This window comes from Pseudomonas sp. R4-15 (genome assembly GCF_055768815.1).
This window is the reverse complement of record NZ_CM147293.1, coordinates 2870671-2890786: the sequence shown is the minus strand read 5'-3', so window position 1 is coordinate 2890786 and position 20116 is coordinate 2870671. Positions and strand designations below refer to the sequence as shown.

General features: G+C 66.1%; 18 protein-coding genes. 8 read left to right on the top strand and 10 right to left on the bottom strand.

The features are described from left to right. Nucleotides 1-105: 105 nt before the first annotated feature. A complete protein-coding gene (gene araD1, locus ACYRGX_RS13845; protein ID WP_473053048.1) occupies nucleotides 106-1098 on the bottom strand; it encodes an AraD1 family protein in 993 nt (330 codons plus the stop codon). A gap of 108 nt (nucleotides 1099-1206) precedes the next feature. Here araD1 and ACYRGX_RS13840 point away from each other — a divergent pair, with 108 nt between their 5' ends. After that, a complete protein-coding gene (locus ACYRGX_RS13840) occupies nucleotides 1207-2145 on the top strand; it encodes a LysR family transcriptional regulator (RefSeq protein ID WP_473053047.1) in 939 nt (312 codons plus the stop codon). Nucleotides 2146-2282: 137 nt separating this feature from the next. Here the strand turns inward: ACYRGX_RS13840 and ACYRGX_RS13835 are convergent, their stop codons facing one another. Continuing rightward, nucleotides 2283-3473 (bottom strand): fumarylacetoacetate hydrolase family protein, encoded by a 1191-nt coding sequence (locus tag ACYRGX_RS13835; RefSeq protein WP_473053046.1) that lies wholly within the window; start codon nucleotides 3471-3473, stop codon nucleotides 2283-2285. A gap of 136 nt (nucleotides 3474-3609) precedes the next feature. Here ACYRGX_RS13835 and ACYRGX_RS13830 point away from each other — a divergent pair, with 136 nt between their 5' ends. The 5 genes from ACYRGX_RS13830 to ACYRGX_RS13810 all read left to right on the top strand — a co-directional run bounded on the left by ACYRGX_RS13830 (nucleotide 3610) and on the right by ACYRGX_RS13810 (nucleotide 8901). Next, the gene (locus tag ACYRGX_RS13830) at nucleotides 3610-4593 is read left to right on the top strand and encodes a LysR substrate-binding domain-containing protein (RefSeq protein WP_473053045.1); all 984 of its coding nucleotides are present in this window, start codon (nucleotides 3610-3612) and stop codon (nucleotides 4591-4593) included. Nucleotides 4594-4779: 186 nt separating this feature from the next. Next, entirely contained in the window at nucleotides 4780-5775 is a 996-nt protein-coding gene (locus ACYRGX_RS13825) for a tripartite tricarboxylate transporter substrate binding protein (protein WP_473053044.1), read from the top strand. Between the two features lie 78 nt (nucleotides 5776-5853). Then, entirely contained in the window at nucleotides 5854-6309 is a 456-nt protein-coding gene (locus ACYRGX_RS13820; protein WP_473053043.1) for a tripartite tricarboxylate transporter TctB family protein, read from the top strand. 10 nt (nucleotides 6310-6319) lie between these two features. After that, complete coding sequence (locus tag ACYRGX_RS13815; protein WP_473053042.1) at nucleotides 6320-7855, top strand: tripartite tricarboxylate transporter permease; 1536 nt, start codon at nucleotides 6320-6322, stop codon at nucleotides 7853-7855. Continuing rightward, nucleotides 7855-8901 (top strand): Ldh family oxidoreductase, encoded by a 1047-nt coding sequence (locus tag ACYRGX_RS13810; RefSeq protein ID WP_473053041.1) that lies wholly within the window; start codon nucleotides 7855-7857, stop codon nucleotides 8899-8901. Before ACYRGX_RS13815 ends, ACYRGX_RS13810 begins: the two co-directional genes overlap by 1 nt. Nucleotides 8902-8943: 42 nt before the next feature. Here the strand turns inward: ACYRGX_RS13810 and pepN are convergent, their stop codons facing one another. From pepN to ACYRGX_RS13780, 6 genes are read right to left on the bottom strand one after another with little or no spacing between them, the layout of a single operon-like run. After that, nucleotides 8944-11601, bottom strand: a complete 2658-nt coding sequence (pepN, locus tag ACYRGX_RS13805; protein WP_473053040.1) for an aminopeptidase N — start codon at nucleotides 11599-11601, stop codon at nucleotides 8944-8946. Between the two features lie 57 nt (nucleotides 11602-11658). Next, nucleotides 11659-12504, bottom strand: a complete 846-nt coding sequence (locus ACYRGX_RS13800; RefSeq protein WP_473053039.1) for a DUF2797 domain-containing protein — start codon at nucleotides 12502-12504, stop codon at nucleotides 11659-11661. Then, nucleotides 12504-12770, bottom strand: coding sequence for a YeaC family protein (locus tag ACYRGX_RS13795; RefSeq protein ID WP_473053038.1), 267 nt, complete (start codon nucleotides 12768-12770; stop codon nucleotides 12504-12506). Before ACYRGX_RS13795 ends, ACYRGX_RS13800 begins: the two co-directional genes overlap by 1 nt. A gap of 58 nt (nucleotides 12771-12828) precedes the next feature. Continuing rightward, a complete protein-coding gene (locus tag ACYRGX_RS13790; protein ID WP_473053037.1) occupies nucleotides 12829-13695 on the bottom strand; it encodes a rhomboid family intramembrane serine protease in 867 nt (288 codons plus the stop codon). Then, nucleotides 13692-14666 (bottom strand): metallophosphoesterase, encoded by a 975-nt coding sequence (locus ACYRGX_RS13785; RefSeq protein WP_473053036.1) that lies wholly within the window; start codon nucleotides 14664-14666, stop codon nucleotides 13692-13694. Before ACYRGX_RS13785 ends, ACYRGX_RS13790 begins: the two co-directional genes overlap by 4 nt. Further along, nucleotides 14666-15553 (bottom strand): NAD(+) kinase, encoded by an 888-nt coding sequence (locus ACYRGX_RS13780; RefSeq protein WP_473053035.1) that lies wholly within the window; start codon nucleotides 15551-15553, stop codon nucleotides 14666-14668. The genes ACYRGX_RS13785 and ACYRGX_RS13780 overlap by 1 nt, the downstream gene beginning before the upstream one ends. Nucleotides 15554-15679: 126 nt before the next feature. Here ACYRGX_RS13780 and ACYRGX_RS13775 point away from each other — a divergent pair, with 126 nt between their 5' ends. Together ACYRGX_RS13775 and ACYRGX_RS13770 are read left to right on the top strand one after the other, a co-directional pair. Then, nucleotides 15680-16573: a DUF1853 family protein gene (locus ACYRGX_RS13775; RefSeq protein ID WP_473053034.1), complete on the top strand. Its 894-nt coding sequence runs from the start codon at nucleotides 15680-15682 to the stop codon at nucleotides 16571-16573. Nucleotides 16574-16912: 339 nt separating this feature from the next. Next, a protein-coding gene (locus ACYRGX_RS13770) for an IS3 family transposase (RefSeq protein ID WP_473053033.1) occupies nucleotides 16913-18078 on the top strand; the annotation gives its coding sequence in 2 pieces (ribosomal slippage) (nucleotides 16913-17174 and nucleotides 17174-18078; 1167 coding nt in all). Between the two features lie 74 nt (nucleotides 18079-18152). Here the strand turns inward: ACYRGX_RS13770 and ACYRGX_RS13765 are convergent. Then, the gene (locus ACYRGX_RS13765) at nucleotides 18153-19088 is read right to left on the bottom strand and encodes a 1-aminocyclopropane-1-carboxylate deaminase/D-cysteine desulfhydrase (protein ID WP_473053032.1); all 936 of its coding nucleotides are present in this window, start codon (nucleotides 19086-19088) and stop codon (nucleotides 18153-18155) included. Beyond that, on the bottom strand, nucleotides 19085-20056 hold the full coding sequence (locus tag ACYRGX_RS13760) for a hypothetical protein (protein WP_473053031.1): 972 nt from the start codon (nucleotides 20054-20056) through the stop codon (nucleotides 19085-19087). Before ACYRGX_RS13760 ends, ACYRGX_RS13765 begins: the two co-directional genes overlap by 4 nt. Nucleotides 20057-20116 lie beyond the last annotated feature (60 nt).

The following is a 20116-nucleotide window of genomic DNA, read 5'->3' as shown; positions in this document are numbered from 1 at the left end:
TAAGGATGGCGCCAGGACCTGACCTGGCGAACGATGCGCGACGCCTGGCGCCGCGCGGCCGGACCGTGGACCGGTCCGCCCTGCCCGTCCGGCAGGGCGCGTGTCTTAGAGCGTCTTCACGCCGCCGGCGGCGACTGCCACCGGATGCACCGCGATGCCATTGCGCAGCGGCTCGCCGAGGGCGTCGAGGGAGACCTCGAAGGTATCCCCTGGCTGCGCCTTGACGCCGTCGGCAAAGGACAACGTGGCGGTGCCGAAGAAGTGCACATGCACATCCCCGGGACGCAGGAACTGTGCGTACTTGAAGTGGTGGTACTCGAGGTTCTCCAGGCTGTGGCACATGTTGTCCTCGCCGGAGAGAAACTCCTTCTCCCAGAGCACTTCGCCGCCACGAAGGATGCGACTGGTACCGGCCAGGTGGCGCGGCAGGTCGCCCACCAGCAGTTCGGGCCCGAAAGAACAGAAGCGCAGCTTGGAATGCGCCAGGTACAGGTAGTTCTTGCGCTCGGTGACGTGGTCGGAGAATTCGTTACCCAGCGCGAAGCCGATGCGATACGGCTGACCGTCGTCACCGACCACATAGAGACCGGTCAGCTCCGGCTCCTCGCCGAAGTCCTCGGCGAAATCCGGTACCGGAAAATCCTCGCCCGGGCGCACCACGATGCTGCCGTCACCCTTGTAGAACCATTCCGGCTGCGCGCCGGGCGTTCCGGCCTGCGGACGACCGCCGTCCAGGCCCCAACGAAACATCTGCAGGGTGTCGGTGACCTTTTCGTCCTCGGCGACCTTCTGGTGCATCTTGTCGCGCGTCGAGGCGCTGCCCAGATGGGTCAGGCCGGTGCCGCTGACCAGGCAATGCGCGGCGTCCTCATGGTCAAGCGGAGCCAGTACGCGACCGGCATCGAGCAGTTCACGGTACACCGGGCCATCCTCCAGGCCCCGCACGTCGACCTCTGCCGCCAGGCCATGGCCGGCACGGATGGCGGCCAAGGCGAGTTCACGGGTGCTGGAGACGCCCTTGACCACCTGGATGTGCTCGCCGGCGACCACGCCGACCTGGCGCTGGCCTTGAACGTTCTCGAATTGAATCAGCCGCATGAGCTGCTCCTTGTTGTTATGGGACGGACTTGACGCACCACTTTAAAAATCGACCCGGTTGCTGCCTAATGAAACCTTCTGATTGAGCGATAACCGCTACTTATCCCTATGCTCTCCTCCCTCAACGCCATCGTCTCGCGGCTGCGACTGAAACACCTGCGCCTGCTCATCGCCCTCGACGAGCAAGGCTCGTTGCACCGTGCCGCACAGCAGGTTTCGATCAGTCAGCCCGGCGCCACCAAGGCCCTGCACGACATCGAGACGGCGTTCGGCGCCAGTCTCTTCACCCGCAGCAGCCAGGGCCTGCAGGCCAACGACCTGGGTCGTTGCGTCGTGCGCTACGCACGGCTGATCCACAGCGACCTTGCGCACCTGCGCGAGGAGATGGTCGGCATTCTCGAAGGCCAGGGCGGACGCCTGTCGGTGGGCGTGATCATGGGCGCGGTGCCGCTGTTGATGCGCGTGCTCACCGGCCTGCGCCAATTGCAGCCGGAGCTATCGGTGGAGATCGTCGAGGACACCAGCGCACGACTGCTGACGCTGCTCGACGAGGGCCGCCTGGATCTGGCGATCTGCCGCAGCAGCGTCAGCCGCCGGCCCGATGCCTACGACTGCCTGGCGTTGCATGGGGAATCGGTCGAGGTGGTCACCCATCCCGAGCATCCGCTGGCCAAACGCGGCGAGGCGAACCTGGCCGAGCTCGCCGAGCACCGCTGGGTGATCTATCCCACCAACATGCCCATGCGCCTGCTGCTGGAGCGCGAATTCGCCGCCGCCGGGCTGGAATTCCCCCGCTACCCAGTGGAGACCGCCTCGACCTTCGCCCTCTTCAGCCTGCTGCAGGAAGACCCGAGCCTGGTCGCGCTGATGCCCGCCGAGGTCGCGAGCTTCGGCCAGCGCTTCGGCCTGGTCGCACGCCTGCCGTTGCGACTGGCCAGCCGCAACGAGCCCTATGGGGTGATCGTGCGCCATGGCGTTCCGTTGTCGCCGCCTGCACAACTGCTGCTCGACGAACTGTTGCGCGTTGGCGAAACGCTCGCGGATTGAGCAGGCCGTTTTAAAGCGCGACTCTCGTTGAATCGGCGCTAGGATGGGTTGAGCACAGCGATACCCATCACGCCCGCCACGATGGGCATCGTCGCTACGCGCCTCCTCCCATCCTACGGGGCTTGCGCCCGGGCCCATCAGCGACTCCCCAGCAACCCCCGCTGCGCCAGGTTGTCCATCAGTGCGCCGACACCGAACGACCAGGGCGTCACCGCGCTGCTGTGATTGACCCGGTTGTGCAAGGCACCCAACCGTGGGTTGGAGATGATCACCCGGTCGCCCAGCTTGTGGGTGAAGCCCGCGCCAGGGTTGTCGCGATCTTCCGTCGGGGCGAACAGGGTGCCCATGAACAGCAGGAAGCCGTCCGGATACTGGTGGTTGGCGTTGAGCGTCTGCCCTACCAGGTCGAGGGGGTCACGGCTGATCTGGTTCATCGAACTGCGCCCGGAGAGTACAAAGCCATCCTCGCCCTCCACCCGCAAATCGACCTCTGCATTGCGCACGTCATCCAGGCCGAAGCTCTCGTCGAAAAGGCGGATGAACGGGCCGATGGCGCAGGAACCGTTGTTGTCCTTGGCCTTGCTCAGCAGCAGTGCGCTGCGGCCCTCGAAGTCGCGCAGGTTGACGTCGTTGCCGAGGGTGGCGCCTAGCACCTCGCCACGACCGTTGACCGCCAACACCACCTCCGGCTCGGGGTTGTTCCACTCGGACTTGGGGTGGATGCCGATTTCCGCACCGCTGCCTACCGCCGCCAGCACCGGTGCCTTGGTGAAGATCTCGGCATCGGGACCGATACCCACCTCCAGGTACTGCGACCAGAGCCCCTGGGCCTGCAGCACCTGCTTGAGGCGCTCGGCGCTCTCCGAGCCGGGACGAATCTCGCGCAGGTTATCGCCGATCACTGCGCGTACCTGCGCGCGGACCTCTTCGGCCCGCTGCGGATCGCCACCGGCGCGCTCCTCGATGACGCGCTCGACCATGCTCGACGCGAAGGTCACGCCGGCCGCCTTTATCACCTGCAGGTCCGCCGGCGCCAACAGACGCGGCAGCGATGCATCGGCGGCCTCGCCCGTGTTGCCGAGCAATTGCTCGACGGAGCAGACGCGCTCGCCGGGACGGGCCTTCAGGCGCTCGGCCAGTTGCGGCAGCTCGAACAGTGCGGAAAGCGTCGGCGCCACGGTGGAGAGATCGAAGACGCCTTCGACGTGGAGCAGCACAGGGGCCGGCCCGCCCGGCGTACCGGGCAGCCAGGCACGGCCGACCAGCAGGCCGCTGAGTCCGTCTTCGGGCAGGCTGTTTTCGCAGGTGAGCACGAGGGGGTGTGGCATGTTTTCTTGTCCTTATGGCGGGCGGCGCTGCGGCACGCCGCGAGATAGGGCCTCTCGCAATGGAGTGGGAGGCAAGGCTGTGCGAACATAGCCAGCCGCCCAGGGCGCTTCCAATGACTATTCCTCAAGGGGTGATATGGATCCGTTATCGGACCCCGCGCGCGAAACGGACACCACGCCCACTCGCCGCCCGGCGTTGCACAACTGGCTGCGCCTGCGCCATCTGCTGCTGATCGACACCCTCGACCGCACCGCCAACATGCATGCCGCGGCGCAGAGCATGGGGCTGAGCCAACCGGCGGTGAGCAAGATGCTGCGCGACATCGAGGAGTTTCTCGCCGTCACCCTGTTCGAGCGACGCCCCCGCGAACTGGTGCCCACCGACTTGGGCCGGGTGGTGATCGACTACGCGCGGCGCACACTCAACGATTGCCAGCGCTTCGACCGTGAACTGGAGAACCTGCGGCGCGGCGGCTACGGCCAGTTGCGCGTCGGCGCCATCTTCGCAGCGACCGCCAGCGCCCTGCCCGAGGCCATCCTGCGCATCAAGCAGGAGCGCCCGCTGCTGGCGGTGGAGCTGGTGGAGCAGACCAGCGACCAGTTGCTGGTGATGCTCGAGCGCAAGGAACTCGACCTGGTGGTCGGCCGCTATACCGCGCCCGAGCAGCAGCAGTTGTTCAGCTACGAGGCGCTCTACCAGGAGCCGTTCGTACTCACCGCTGCCACCGGCCACCCGCTCTCCCGGCAGTCGACGATCAGCGCCGAGCAACTGCTGGAATGGCCCTGGGTGCTCTACCCTCCGAACACGCCGCTACGCCGCATGCTGGAACAGGCACTCGCCGACCTGGGCCTGGGCTTGCCGGGAAACAGCCTGGAAACCACCTCGGTGCAGACGACCCTGCACATCCTCGAGCGCAGCCAGGCCGTTGCCCTGTTGCCGGCAAGTATCCTCAGGGCGCATCTGGATGAAAGCCGCCTGTGCGTGCTGAATACCACCCTGCAGACTCCCACGCTCGGCTATGGCCTGCTGCAACGCCAAGGTGAGACGCTCTCGCTGAACGGCCAGGCTTTCACTCGTATTCTGCGGGAGGTGGCACGACAGAGCCGCGGGGGACAATAACCCCTTGTTATAGCTTGATGAGAAAGGCTCATTAGACAGGCCAGTCGCCAGCCCCTAAGTTCGAACCCGTGTCGCAGTCCTTGCCCCACAGAGGAACGAGACAGGCACGCTTCGTTCCGCCCGAGTCGCATCCACGATACGAGCGAGAGCGGAATCACTGACAATAATTTCAACAGGTGACAGTCGATGCATAACCAAGACCGCAATGGCCGGCCTTTCCTCCTGCGCCCGCTCCGCAACCTCCTGCTTTCCGCCCTGTTCATTTCCCCGCTGGCACTTGCCGAATACCCCGAACGTCCGATCCAGCTGATCGTCCCGTGGGCCGCTGGTGGCGGCAGCGACTCCGCCGCGCGTGGCATCGCCGCCGCCCTGGAGAAAGAACTGGGCACCACCGTGAACGTCGTCAACCGTCCCGGCGGCGGCGGTGTGGTCGGCCATACCGCGATGGCCACCGCGCGTCCCGATGGCTACACCCTGGGCTTCATCACGGGTGAGCTCAACATGATGCACTGGCAGGGGCTGACCAAGATCACCCGCGAGGACTTCACCCCGCTGGCCCTGACCAACTACGACTACGCTGGCGTGCAGATCGCCGCCGACTCGCCGTACACGGACATGAAGGGTCTGCTGGCCGGCATCAAGGAAAAACCCAAGGGCACTTACAGCGCCTCTGGCACCGGCCTGGGTGGCATCTGGCACGTGGCTTTCGCCGGTCTGCTGCTAGACGCGGGCATCGCGCCCGACCAGGTCCGCTGGATCCCGAGCCAGGGCGCTGCCCCGGCGATGGTCGAGCTGGCCGCCGGCAACCTGGAAATCGTGCCCTCCTCGGTCCCCGAGGCACGTTCGATGATCGACGCCGGCAAGGCCAAGGGCCTAGCGGTACTCTCCCCCGAACGCAACCCGGCCTTCCCGAACATCCCCACTCTCAAGGAAGCCACCGGTAGCGACTACTCCCTGGGCGAATGGCGCGGTGTCGCCGGACCCAAGGGCCTGGATCCGGCCATCGTCGAAAAACTCGGCAAAGCGCTGGAAGCTGCTTACAACAGCGATCAGTACCAGGACTACATGAAGAAGCAGGGCTTTGGCGTCGAATGGCGCAACCCCACCGACTTCAAGACCTTCCTCGAGGAAAACGACGCCTACATGGGCGGCATCATCGAGAAGATCGGGCTGAAGAAGTAAGTCACCCGCTCTGCACCAATGCCCGGGCCCTGTCCGGGCATTGGCGCGTCGTCATAAGCTCCATATGAGGCTTTCGCTATGAAAGACCTGATCCTCGGCCTGCTGTTCTCGGCCTTGGGCATTGCCGTGATCGTCATGGCGCGCTCGTTCGGCACCATCGGTGGCCTGCAATACGGCGCGGACCTGTTCCCTTCGCTCATCGGCATCGGCATGCTCGGCGGCGGCCTGGTGCTGTGCGTCAGTGCCCTGCGCCAACTGGCCAGCGCCCGTGCGGCGGGCACGCCCGGCGCCACGCTGAGCTGGCCCTCGCCGGCGGTCGCGCTGCCGGTTCTCATCGTGATCGGCTACATCCTGCTCGCGGACACCCTCGGCACCACCGCCTGCCTGGCGCTCGGCATGTTCGTGCTGTTCTGCAGCCGCGGCGTGCGCCTGCTGCCCGGAGCCGTGCTCTCGGTAGTCGCCGCGCTGGTCATCACCCTTGCTTTCACCCGCCTGCTCGCCGTGCCGCTGCCGCTCGGCCCGCTGGGCTTCTGAGGATCTCGCCATGACCGAAATCATTGACGGCATGCTGCTGGTCTTCAACCTGCAGACCATGCTGGTGATCATCGTCGCCGCCCTGTTCGGCGTCTTCGTCGGTGCCATTCCGGGCCTCTCGGCGACCATGGCGGTCGCCCTGCTGGTGCCGATCACGTTCTACATGGACCCCACCTCGGCGATCGCCGCGATCATCACCACCGCCGCCATGGCGATCTTCGCCGGCGACATTCCCGGCGCCTACCTGAACATTCCCGGCACGCCCGCCTCGGCGGCCTACGTCGCCGACGCCAGCGCCCTGGGACGCCAGGGACGAGTCCGCGAGTGCCTGGGCACCAACCTGATCTGCTCGGTGATCGGCGGCCTGGCCGGCACCGTGGTGCTGATCCTGGTAGCGCCCTCGCTGGCCGAATTCGCGTTGAACTTCAGTTCCTTCGAATACTTCTGGCTGGCCCTGCTGGGCCTGAGCAGCGCGGTGTTCATCGCACCCGGCTCGGCGACCAAGGGCTTCCTCTCGCTGATGCTTGGGCTGCTGCTGGCTACCGTGGGCCTGGACATGGTCACCGGCACGCCGCGCTTCACCTTCGACGTGCCGGACCTGATGGCCGGGATCAACTTCATCCCGGTGATGATCGGCTGCTTCGCGCTCAACGAAGTGATGAAGCTCTACGCCTGCCGCGAAAAAACGCAAGCCCACGGTGACACCAGCGAGAACCATCCGCAGCACGGCACGGTGTTCGGCCAGGTGCCACACAACCTGCGCAAGCACTGGCGCAACGTCACCCGCGGCAGCACCCTGGGCGTGCTGATCGGCGCCCTGCCCGGCGCTGGCGCGGACATCGCGGCGTGGATTTCCTACGCCGTCAGCAAGAAGCGCTCGAAGACCCCCGAAGCCTATGGCACCGGGCACATGGAAGGCATCGTCGATGCCAGCTCGGCGAACAACGCCGGTATCTGCGGCGCCTGGGTGCCCGCGCTGGTGTTCGGCATTCCCGGTGACTCGATCACCGCGATCGTCATCGGCGTGCTCTACATGAAGGGCATGAACCCCGGCCCGACGATCTTCCTGGATAACGCCGAGATGGCCTACGGCCTGTTCACGGCGTTCTTCGTCGCCAACCTGATCCTGATTCCTATCGGCTACCTGGCGATCCGTAGCGCGCACATCTTCGCGGTGACCCCGGCGCGCCTGCTGATGCCGATCATTCTGGCGTTCTGCGTCGTCGGTGCGTTCGCCATCAACAACTCGCTGACCGACGTGTGGATCATGCTCGCCTGCGGCGTGGCTGCGTACCTGCTGGCCAGCTCGGACTTCCCGATCGCTCCGGCGATCCTAGGTCTGGTGCTGGGCAACATCCTGGAAACCAACTTCATGACCTCGATGATCAAGTCCAACGGTAACCTGCTGGCGTTCTTCGAACGTCCGATCAGCGCCGGCCTCGGCGCGCTGGTGATCCTGGTCCTGATGTTCCCGTTGTTCTCGCGCTGCTGGCTGAAGTACCGCAAGCGCCCCGCCCTGCCGGCGGCAACCCAAGGAGGCCGCTGATGAGACGCGTCGACGCCAAGCAACTGCAGCAACTGATCGAATGCCTGTTCAGCGACCTGAACGCGCCCCTGGAGGTCGCCTCCGAGGTAGCGCGAGTACTGGTGGAAGGTGATCTGCTGGGCCACCACACCCATGGTGTGAAGCTCGCTCAGGGTTACCTCAAGGACATCCGCGCGGGCCACGCGCGGGTCGATCCGGCCGCCCTGCAGGTAGTGCGGCAGACGCCGGTCGCCGTGCAGTACGATGCCGATTACCTGCTCGGCCCCTACTGCGTCGAGCGCGCCCTGTCCTTCGCCGCCAACGCGGCGCAGGACTTCGGCATCGGCATCGCCAACATCCGCCGCTCGCACCACATCGCCTGCCTGGCCGCCTACCTGCAACCGTACGCCGAGCGGGGTCTGATGCCGATCATCTACACCTCCGACCCGGCGGTGGCCTCGGTGGCGCCCTACGGCGGGCTAGACCCGGTCTATACGCCCAACCCGCTGGCCATCGGCATTCCCACCGGCGAGCAGCCGATTCTCATCGACGTGAGCATGTCGAACATCACCAACGGCCTGGTGAACAAGACCCGTGCGGCGGGCGAACAGCTGCAGCACGCCACCCTGCTGGACAACCAAGGACAGCTCAGTCGGGATCCGCAAGCCTTCTTCAGCGACCCGCCGGGCAGCATCCTGCCGCTGGGTGGACTGGAGTTCGGTCACAAGGGTTTCGCCCTGGGCACCATGGTCGAGGCGCTGACCGCCGGCCTCGGCGGTTTCGGCCGTCGCGACGCGCCCAGTGGTTGGGGCGCGGCGGTCTGCGTGATGGTCATCGACCCACGCCACTTCGGCGGCCTGGAGGCCTTCGAGGGCGAGATGGATCACTTCGTGGAACGCTGCCGCAGCAGCCGTGAGCGCGTCCCCGGACAAGCGGTACGCCTGCCCGGCCACGCCGGCCTGGCACGCCGCGCACGCTACCTGGACGAAGGCATCCCGCTGCCGGACGACGTCCTCGCAGCGGTGCGTGGTGCTGCCCAGGACGGCGGAGTGAGCTGCCCGTTCTAGAACGAGGCGCGGGTGGGTCGAAGGCGACCCACCCTGCCTGGCCTACGCCAGGCTCTTGCTGACCACCTCGTAGACGTCGCTGGACAGTTCGCCGGAGGCCATGATGCGCTCCAGTTCGGCCTTCATCAGCGCTTGGCGCGCGGCGTCGTACTTGCGCCAGCGGGTCAGCGGCGACAGCAGACGCGAGGCGATCTGCGGGTTCAGCGCGTTGAGGGTGATCACCTGGTCGGCGAGGAAGCGGTAACCGCTGCCGTCGGCGGCATGGAAGTTCACCAGGTTGCCGTTGGCGAAGGCACCGATCAGCGCGCGCACCTTGTTCGGGTTCTTCAGGGTGAACGCCGGGTGCTCCATCAGCGCCTGCACGCGAGCCAGGCCGCCGGGCTGCGGATTGCCGGCCTGCACGCTGAACCACTGGTCCATCACCAACGGATTGTCGTTGAAGTGCTCGGCGAAGCTCTCCAGCGCCTGGGCACGCTCCTTCTCGAACGGCGAATGCACCAGGTTGACCAGCGCGGCCATGCGTTCGGTCATGTTGTCGGCGCTGTCGAACTGCTCGACGCAGGCCGCCAGCACCTCCTCGCGCTCGGTCAGCATCAGGTAGCTCAGCGCCGCGTTCTGCAGTGCGCGACGGGCGAAGTGCGACGCCTCGGCGATGTACGGCGTGCTCCGCGAAACCTCACGGTTGGCCTGGTAGCGTGCCCACAGCGGTTCGGCCAGGGCCTTGGCGATCTCGCCCTTGGCGAAGTCGCGGGCGACGTGGATCGCCTCGGGATCGGCGACTTCGGCGATCTCGGTGAGGTAGGCCTCGGACGGCAGCGCAAGCATCTCGGCGACCATCGCGGGGTCCAGCGACTCATCGGCCAGCAGGTGCCCGTAGGCCTGGATCAACCGCGGCTCCAGTTGCAGAGCCTCGCCCTTGGCATGCTGGTCGATCAGTTCCTGGAGTGCCTGCACGGCAAGCTGCTGCCCGGCTTCCCAACGGTTGAAACCGTCGGAATCGTGCTGCATGAGGAACATCAGTTGGTCGCGGTCGTAGGGGAAGCTCAGCTTCACCGGCGCGGAGAAGCCGCGCAACAGCGACGGCAGCGGCTTTTCCTTCACATTGACGAAGGTGAACGACTGCTCGGCCTCGGTGACCGAGAGCACGCGGCTGCTGCCCTGGGCTAGGGCTTCGCCTTCCAGGCGCAGCGGCAGGTCGTTGCCGGCGGCGTCCAGCAGGCCCAGGTGCACCGGGATGACGAAGGGTTCCTTGTGTGCCTGGCCGGGGGTGGCCGGGCAGCTCTGGCGGAAGGTCAGGGTGTAGCGACCGCTGGCGGCGTCGAACGCGTCGGACACCGCCAGACGCGGCGTGCCGGCCTGGCTGTACCAGCGCTTGAACTGGGTCAGGTCGATGCCGTTGGCGTCCTCCATCGCCTTGACGAAGTCGTCGCAGGTCACCGCCTGGCCGTCATGCCGTTCGAAGTAAAGGTCGCTGCCCTTGCGGAAGCCTTCGGCGCCCACCAGCGTGTGGATCATGCCGACCACTTCGGCACCCTTTTCGTAGACGGTCAGGGTGTAGAAGTTGGAGATTTCGATGAACGAGTCCGGGCGCACCGGATGCGCCATCGGGCCGGCGTCTTCGGCGAACTGGTGGGTGCGCAGGTAGGCCACGTCTTCGATGCGCTTGACCGTGGCCGAGTGCATGTCGGCGCTGAACGAGGCATCGCGGAACACCGTGAAGCCTTCCTTGAGCGACAGCTGGAACCAGTCGCGGCAGGTCACGCGGTTGCCCGACCAGTTGTGGAAGTACTCGTGGGCAACGATCGCCTCGACACGCTGGTGCGCGGCGTCGGTGGCGGTTTCGGCGCGCGCCAGTACGGCGCTGGAGTTGAAGATGTTGAGGCCCTTGTTCTCCATCGCGCCCATGTTGAAGTCGTTCACCGCGACGATCATGAAGATGTCCAGATCGTATTCGCGGCCGTAGACCTCCTCGTCCCAGCGCATGGATTTCTTCAGGCTATCCATGGCGTGCTGGCACTTGTCGATGTTTTCCGGCTCGACGTAGATGCGCAGGGTCACGTCACGGCCGGAGGCGCGGGTGAAGCTGTCCTCGATGCACCAGAGGTCACCGGCAACCAGGGCGAACAGGTAGGCGGGTTTCTTGAACGGGTCCTCCCAGGTCGCCCAGTGGCGGCCTTCCTCGCCGTCGCCCGAGGCCACCGGGTTGCCGTTGGAGAGCAGCACCGGATAACGCTGTTTGTCGGCCACCACGGTGGTGGTGAAGCGGCTCATCACGTCCGGGCGGTCGAGGTAGTAGGTGATCTTGCGGAAGCCCTCGGCCTCGCACTGGGTGCAGAACATCTTGCCGGACTTGTACAGGCCTTCCAGCGCCGTGTTGCTCTCGGGATGGATCAGCACCGTGGTGTCGACCACGAACTGCGCCTGGCTCGGCTGCAGGGTCAGGTGGTCGGCGTCGAGCTGGTAGTCGCCCGCGCCCAGCTCGCGGTCGTCGAGCAACACGCGTTGCAGTTCCAGTTGCTGGCCGTCGAGCACCAGCGGCGGCAGGTCGCTGCCCTTCTGCGGGTTGCGCTGCAGCACCAACTGGGCATGCACCAGGGTGTGGTCCTCGTGCAGCTCGAAGGTCAGCGTGGTCTCCTCGATCAGGTAGTCGGGCGCCTGGTAGTCCTTGAGATGGATGGTCTTGGCTTGCTCGGTGCGCATGCTGGCCTCTTCGCGGAAGGCGGCGGGCACGGCCCGCCGGCCGAGATGAATTCTGGATCAGGCCGCCGCGCTGGCGGCGACCTGGTAGGCAGTGAACTTGCGGACGTTGATGACGCCGGTATCGAACATCAGGTACTGGCCCTTGATGCCCATCAGGGTACCCTCCACCACCGGCGTCTTGTCCAGATCGAGACTGGCGATCTTGCTGGGGTAGACCGTCACCGGGTAGCGGATATCCAGCGGCGCGACGTCCGTCACCGGCTGGATCGCCTGCAGGCCGAAGCGCTGCTGCAGTTGCAGCAGGCCTTCGGCGCACAAATCGAGCAGGCGCTCGCGCTCGGCGACGAGGTCGAGCGGCGCGGCGTCGCCCTTGAGCATCGTGCGCCAGTTGGTCTTGTCGGCGACGTGGGCGCGCAGCAGGTCCTCGACGAAGCCGGACTGCTGGCGGGTCGCCACGCGCAGGATCGGCAACGCCTGTGCCGCGCCCTGATCGAGCCAGCGGGTCGGCATCTGGCTGAAGCGGGTGATGCCCACCTTGAGCCCGGAGGAGTTGGCCAGGTAGACCACGTGATCGGTCATGCAGAAGCGGTTGCCCCACTCCGGGTCACGACAAGTGCCCCACTCGTGGTGGCATTTCTCCGGGCTGACGATGCACAGGTCGCACTGCGGCAGCTTGGTGAAACACGGGTAGCAGTAACCCTGGGAAAAGCTCTTGCGGGTCTTGCGACCGCAATGCACGCAGTGGATGGCGCCGAGACTCTCCAGGCGCAGATGGCGGCCAATCAGGGGATTCAGCGCGACCCGCTGCTCGCCCAGGCGCAGGTAATAGCGCGCCGCGTCACCGTCCAGTTCGACGGCCATCTTGTCCAGCGCACCGCGTGCCAGCTCAACGGGCTCGGACATCAGTGGCGGGTTTCCGAAGCGGTGCTGAACAGCAGGTTGGGGACCTTCTCGCCCTTGGACGAGCACTGCTGATCGCCCATGTAGCCGGTGCGCTGGTCTTCCGGCAGATTGAGCCCTTCCCAGGCGATCATCGCCTGCAGGGTCAGCTCCTTCTGTTCGCGGGTGAGCTTGCGGCCGTCAGGCCACTTGCCGATTTCGATGGCCAGTTTGAGGCTCTCATAGATCTGCGGGGTGATGTTCTGGATCATCTCGTCGAAGGAGGACATGGGGCGACTCCGGCGGCCGTCTCGAAGGAAGGCCGCATTCTAGCAGCCTGCGGGCCCCCTATGCGCGACCAGCGAAGCCCCTCGCCAGCAGCCCGCCGAGGCAGCCGGAGAGCATCCCCGCGAGCAGCCCACCGACATGGGCCGCATTGGCGATCTCGCCGAAACCCAGCGCGCCGACTACCCCGGTCAGGCAGATCGCCAGCCAGGCGAGCATCATCACCACCACGCCCTTGGGCAGCCGATAGGCCACGCAGGGCGCAAGCAGCTGGAAGATCCAGCAGTGCCCGAGCAGGCCGAAGAGCACTCCGGACAAGCCGCCGAACAGGCCGCTACCGCCGAACACGTACTGCGCCACGTTGGAGACCAGCGCGAAGGCCAGGGTCAGGCCGACCAGCATCACCGCGCCCTGGCGCGCCTCCACCCGGCGCCCCAGCTCCCAGTACCAGAGCGCATTCATCGCCAAATGCAGCGCACCGAAGTGCAGCAGCATCGGTGTGAACAGCCGCCACCACTGCCCCGCGGCGAGGCTCTCGGAAAGCGGCGTGAAGTAGGCGTAGTCGCCCTGCACCTGGTAGTCCTGGAAGCTCAGCCAGTGCATCACCTGATGGTTGCTGCCAAGCAGCGTCAGGGCGGCGACCAAGCCGGTCAATGCGAGCACCACGAGAGTGATCGGACTGTCCGCCAGACGCGGCCCTCGGCGTACCGGCGCGCGCGGCAGCGGCTGCACCTCGCCCTGGGGGTCGCCATCGGGATAGCGCGCGTAGAGCTCACGCACCTGCTGCGCCAGCGGCTCCTCGGCCACCCACAGCAATTGCTCGCCCGCCGACTCGCTGACCCGGCAACGCACGCCAAGCCGACGCAGCAGCGCAACGAATGCGGACAGGTCGCGCTCCAGCGGAACCTTGAAAGCCAACGCGGCGCTCATGCGCTCTCCTCGGGTCGCGGAACATCGATCCAGACGAACTTGCCAGGATCGAGTTGCAATTCATCATCCAGCCGATAGGCCACCAGCTTGCCGTAGCGCACCGCGCTGTAGTCCAGGCAGGCCAGGTTGTCGCGGATCGGTGCCGGCTCGCCGCCGCACCAGTAGTGACCGACGAACAGCAGGGGCTGGTCCTCACCGTAGAACGGCAGCATGCGCCGGTGCTCCGGCGGCAACGGGCGGCGGGCGATGTGCTCGGGCAGCGCGTCGGGCTGGAACACCAGGTCGCCGTAGGTCTGCGGATCGGACTCCCAGAACTTGCCACGGAAGGTCCGGCGCAGAAAGCCCTCGTCGGTGCTCTGCGTCAGGCCATCCGGCAGCGGTACGTCGACACCGCGCAGCAAACGATTGAATAGCCGGTGGGCGAAGCTGCCCTCGCGCGCCGACTCGTGCAGCAATTGCTCGTCGATGCGTGCATCCGGGTGGCTTTCGCGCAACCGTTCGATCAGCGGCGCGTCCCAGCAGGCGTGCACCACGCGAAAACGCCCGGCATCGAGCAACAACGGCAGCTGCGCGAACCAGTCGACGAACTCGCGCCACTCCTGCGGGTGGCCGGCGAACTGCTCCAGGGTTTCGCGGATCATCCGCTCGTGGCGCGGCGTGTGCTCGCGCACGAAGGTGTGGCCACTGCCGGCAGGTGCCGGCCGTTCCCAGCCCAGCGCGTAGTATTCGTGGTTGCCCATCACGCACAGCGCCTGACCGGCCTCGACCATCTCGCGGACGATGTGCAGCGCCTCGCGAATACGCGGCCCGCGATCGATGATGTCGCCCAGGAACAGCGCCATCCGCGACGGATGCCGCCAAGCGCCGGCCTGGCGACGGTAGCCCAGGCGTTCGAGCAGGCGTTCGAGCGTTTGCCCGCAACCATGAATGTCACCGATCAGGTCGAAACCCCGGTCCGCCTCGATACGCATCAGTCGGGATTACCCAGGCGACTGCCCCAGCCCAGTTTGGTCCGGCAGATTTCGTAGTAGTTGTGATCCAGCGGATGGATCAGCCGCAGTTTCTGCGGCTTCTTGCGAATAGTCACGGTATCGCCCGGCGCACAGGTGAAATGGTTCTGTCCATCGCATGAGACCTGCGGATAGATCTGCATGTTCGGCGAGACGAGAATCTTCAGCTCGCTGTTGCCATCCACCACGATCGGACGCCCGGACAGCGTGTGCGGGTACATCGGTACGATGACGAGGGCATCCAGCTTGGGATGCATGATCGGCCCACCGGCGGACAGCGAATAAGCGGTGGAGCCGGTGGGCGTGGCGATGATCAGGCCGTCGGCCTTGAGGCTGTAGACGAACTGCCCGTCGATGTGCAGCTCGAACTCGATCATGCGCGTCGACTTGCCGGGGTGCAGTACCACGTCGTTGAGCGCATCGCCCTGGCCGATGGCCTCGCCATGGCGGCGCACCTCGGCTTCGAGCAGGAAGCGGTTCTCCACACTGTACTGGCCGTCGAGCACCTCGCCGACCTTCTCCTCCAGCTCGTCCGGGCGGATGTCGGTGAGGAAGCCGAGGCTGCCGCGGTTGATCCCCAGCACCGGAATCTTGAAGCGCGCCAGCGCGCGTGCCGCGCCGAGCAGACTGCCGTCGCCACCGACCACGATGACCAAGTCGCAGCTCTCGCCCAGCGCCTTGCGCGACGAGGTCTGCAGGCCGTGCCCGGGCAGGACCTCGGCGATGGTGTCCTCGAGAATCACATGGAGGTTGCGGCTCTGCAGGAAGCGCTTGAGCCGGCGAATGGTTTCCAGCACCTGGGTGCTGCCGAGGCGGCCGATGATGCCGACGTTGCGGAAGTGCTCCATGGAGGGCCTTGCGGTACGGGAAACGGGAAGCCGCGATTATGGGCGAAAAGCCCGCCGCTGACCAAGCCGGACGCCTGAACGCAACGGCAAGCTGCACGACCGGCCAGAGAAGATTACGCTTGTCCCATGCATCCCTTCACCGCCTTGCTCCCTGCTCTTGCCTCGCTGCGCAGCCCCGCGCTGCGCGACCTCGCCTTCACCCTCTGCGCAGCCCCGCTGCTCGACGACGCCGGCTGCGCGCAGCGACACCCCCTGGCGGGCAGCACCTGGGCCCAGCAGCCCGAAGGGCTGCTCGATTGGTTGCACGCACAGGACCTCGACGACCAGGCGCTGCGCCAAGCCCTGGCGCAGATTCCCGGCCAGCGCCTGGGGCTGTATCACGAGCGCCTCTGGCAATACGCGCTGCGCCACGCGCCTGGTGTCGAACTGCTCGCCGCCAATCTGCCGGTGCGCGAGGCCGGACGCACCCTCGGCGAGCTCGACCTGCTGCTGCGTGACGGCGAAGGCCTGTGGCACCTGGAGCTGGCCGTGAAGTTCTACCTGGGTATCGGCGGCTGCGCCTGGCGCGACTGGATCGGCCCGGGCGGCGATGATCGCCTGGACCTCAAACTCACTCACCTGGCCGAGCACCAGTTGCCACTCGCCGCCCGCCCCCAGGCACGCCTGCTGCTGCCGGATCAGGCCGAGCCAAGCTCGCGGGCCTGGCTGATCGGCAGCCTGTTCGCGGAAACCCTCGCCACGCGCGCCCATGGCGCCCACTCGGAACAACCCCGCGGACGTTGGCTACGCCTGTCTCACTGGCAAGCCGAAGAAGCCCCGCACTGGGCGATCCTGCCACGCCTGCGCTGGCTCTCACCGGCGCGTCTGGACACCACCAGCCTGCTCACCCCGAGTGCCCTACGCGCACAGCTTGAGGCCATGCCCGCGCCACGCTTGTTGGCGCGCTGCGTACCCGGTGTGGACGCATGGGAAGAGGCCGAACGACTGTTCCTTGTTCCGGACGCTTGGCCGGCGTCCTGAGGTACAGCGAGCGCCCTGTTCAGGAGGGGCTATTGCGGGCCCGGCGAGGGCCGGACCTGCGGCGCCCCCCTCTCCCCAACCCCTCTCCCACGAGGGGCGAGGGGCTATTCGTGCGAGGCTGGGATGCTGTGCTCGGCGTTGCACGGCTGGTGGCGGCCGTTGAGTCCACTCCGAATGCCCCCACGAGGGGCGAGGGGCTATTCGTGCGAGGCTGGGATGCTGTGCTCGGCGTTGCGCGGATGGTGGCGGACGTTGAGTCCACTCCGAACTGCCCCTGTAGTGGTCTACTAACCCCGGACACCTTTTTAGGCGAAGATGATCGCCAGACAGAGGTGTTTGATGAGCAGACCAAGACGTACCTTCACCCCCGAGTTCAAACATGAGGCAGCCTGCCTAGTACTCGATCAGGGCTACAGCTGTGCCGAGGCAGCCCGATCGCTTGATGTGGGCGAAACGGCACTCAGGCGCTGGGTGAGTCAGTTGCAACAGGAGCGTGGCGGTATTACCCCGACAGCCAAGGCTCTCACGGCTGAGCAGCAAACCATTCAGCAGCTCCAGGCGCGGATTAACCGGCTGGAGCTTGAGAAGAAAATCTTAAAGGAGGCTACTGCGCTCTTGATGGCCGAGGAACACGGGCGCAGACGTTGAGTTCGATTCGGCGGCTGACCGCACGCTATCCGGTACATCTGCTGTGCTCGGTGTTTGAGCTCCCTCGATCCTGCTATTACGCCCACCAGGCCCGTCGCCGTCACATCGATGTCCGGCAGGTAGGTTTGCGTAGTCGCATCCATGAACTGTTCAGCCAAAGCCGTCGTTCGGCGGGTAGCCGCAGCATCGTGGCCATGTTGAAGGACGAAGGCACGGAAGTGGGCCGTTTCAAGGTTCGAGGCGTGATGAAAGCGCTGGGATTGGTCAGCAAGCAGCCCGGTGTTCACGTCTATAAGCACGCCAACGTTGAGCGCCCCGACATTCCCAATCGTCTTGCACGCCAATTCACGGTTGCAGCGCCCAACCGCGTCTGGTGCGGCGATATCACCTACATCTGGACACAGGGACGATGGCATTACCTAGCGGTCGTGATGGATTTGTACAGCCGCCGAGCCGTGGGTTGGGCACTTTCGGAGAAGCCAGACGCCGAACTGGTGATCAAGGCACTCGACAAGGCCTATGCCGTGCGTGGACGGCCAAGTGGCGTGCTGTTTCATAGCGACCAAGGTAGCCAATACGCTAGCCGCAGCTTCCGCCAGCGCCTATGGCGCTATCGCATGACACAGAGCATGAGTCGCCGCGGAAACTGCCACGACAACGCACCGATGGAGCGACTGTTTCGCAGCTTGAAAACCGAGTGGGTACCTGCGACGGGGTACCTGAACCAGGCCATGGCTGAGCAGGATATTGGCCGTTACCTCACGCGCTACAACTGGATCAGACCGCATCAACACAACGGCTTTGTGCCGCCTGCGGTTGCAGAGGAACAACTCAATTCTGTGTCCGGGAATTGTTGACCACTACACCCCTCTCCCTTGACGGTATAGGTCTGGGGAGAGGGTGATCCCTCCGCATCCGTGGCCAGCGGCTCCTACCCCAACAACCCTTCCACCTTCGCCCGCAAGCCACGCGCGCCCTGCAGCCCGCCGGTATGTACGAAGACGATACGCGTGCCCCGGACAATGCGCCCGTCCGCCAACGCCTCGCGCAGCGCGAGCAACGCCTTGGCGGTGTACAACGGCTCCAGGGGCACGGAGGTAAGGGCCTCCGATTCGACCATGAAGCGCGCCAGCGGCGCGTCCAATCGCGCGAAGCCGCCACGGGCGGCCTCATGCAGGCGATAGCGACCCGCGACGCCGGCCTCGCCCAGGATGGCGTCGATGCGCCGCGCAACGCCGTGGTCGGCAGGCACCGCCAATGCGCCGTGGACTTCACGGCGTCCGGCTTCGCCAAGCACCAGGCCGGCCAGGGTCGTGCCGGTACCGCAGGCCAGCCACCAGGCATCGAAGTCGTCCCAACCCAGTTCGCCCAGACGCGCCTGAACTTCGGTGACCAGCGAAACGCAGCCCTGCGCGCCGGCCAAGCCGCCACCACCTTCCGGCACGGGCAACAATTGCGGATAGCGCGCCTGCCAGGACTCCCAGAAATCCGCCCGGTGCCGGGCACGGTAACCTCCGTAGCCGAGCCAATGCAGGGTCATGCCCATGTGCAGCAGATCGCTCACCGTTGGCGTCTCGCAGGGCTCACCGCGCAGCAGGCCCACGCTGGCGAAGCCGCCCCGCTGGGCGGCCGCGGCCAACGCATGCAGGTGGTTGGAATGGCTGCCACCCAGGCTCATGAGCCCCTGCGCGCCCGTTGCCTGAGCCTGCCGAAGATACGGCCGAAGCTTGTACCACTTGTTACCGCTGACCAGCGGATCGATCAGGTCCAGGCGCAACACCGCAGCCTCGACTCCCGCGCTCCGCAGCCAGGGCAGGCGCAGAGGCTGCAGTGCGGGGCGTGGTTGCCAGTCGAGCAGTTCCCTCACGCGTCGGACGCTTCACGCGCGGCCAGGTAATCCAGCACTTCGCTACCTGCCAGCACGCGCTCGCCGCCGTCTGCCTGGTTCACCGACAAATGCACGCCGGCACGCTCCAGGCGCTGCAGAAAGAGCGCTACGGCCTCCTGTGCGGCGCCCTCGCAACGCCGCTCGAGCTGTTGCAGCTCGGCCTGCATCTGCGTGTCCAGTTCATCGCGATAGACCAGTTCCATTTCCCGCGCCGCCAGGTTTTCTCGCAGCTCGGCATATTCGCGCTCCAGGCGCTCGGCCATCTCGGCTTCCAGCGCGGCGCGCTGCGCCTGGGTTTCCGCGCCGACCTGCTGTTCGATCGCGCGCAACTGTGCGCTTAGCTCTTCGCGCCGCAGGCGAAAGGCCTCGTCGCGGGCGCGCAATTCCACCTGCAGTTGCTGGACTTCTCGGTTACGCATCTGCAGCGCCAACTGCAACTGCTCCAATTGGGCGGTCGCAGTGGGTTCGGCCACCCGTGACCTGTCGACCGGAGCGTCGAAGACGGCCTCGTCGAGCAGAATGCCCAGGGCGTTACCGGTCACCGCATCGCGCAGTTGCGCCAGCTCCCCGCTCGCACTCCAGTCTCCCGGACGCCACAGGTGCGGCGTAAAGCCCTGATCGGCGACACCCGCGCAAACCAGGCGAATCGGCCCAGCGCCCAGGTCCGGCCCCGGCGCCCCGCCCTCGGCCAGGCGGCGCAGCGGCAGGTTCCAGCGCGGATCGGCCGCGCCGGTGCCATCGAATTCGATATGGAAGAACACCGCCGCGAGGATACGCAGCCGGGGATCGATGATCAGGAACACCGCGCGCACACGCTCCGCCGCGTGGGCGTGCAGGTGCACCACGCCATCGAGCAGCGCCTCGAACTCGGTCAGGTGCATCTGCCGCACGATGCGCCCCCCGGCGAAGAACACCACCGCCTCCACCACCCCTGGCTGTTGTCGCATGCGCCCATCCCTCACAGGCCGGAAGCGGCGATTCTAGCAGGCCGCGCCCCCGCCAGGACG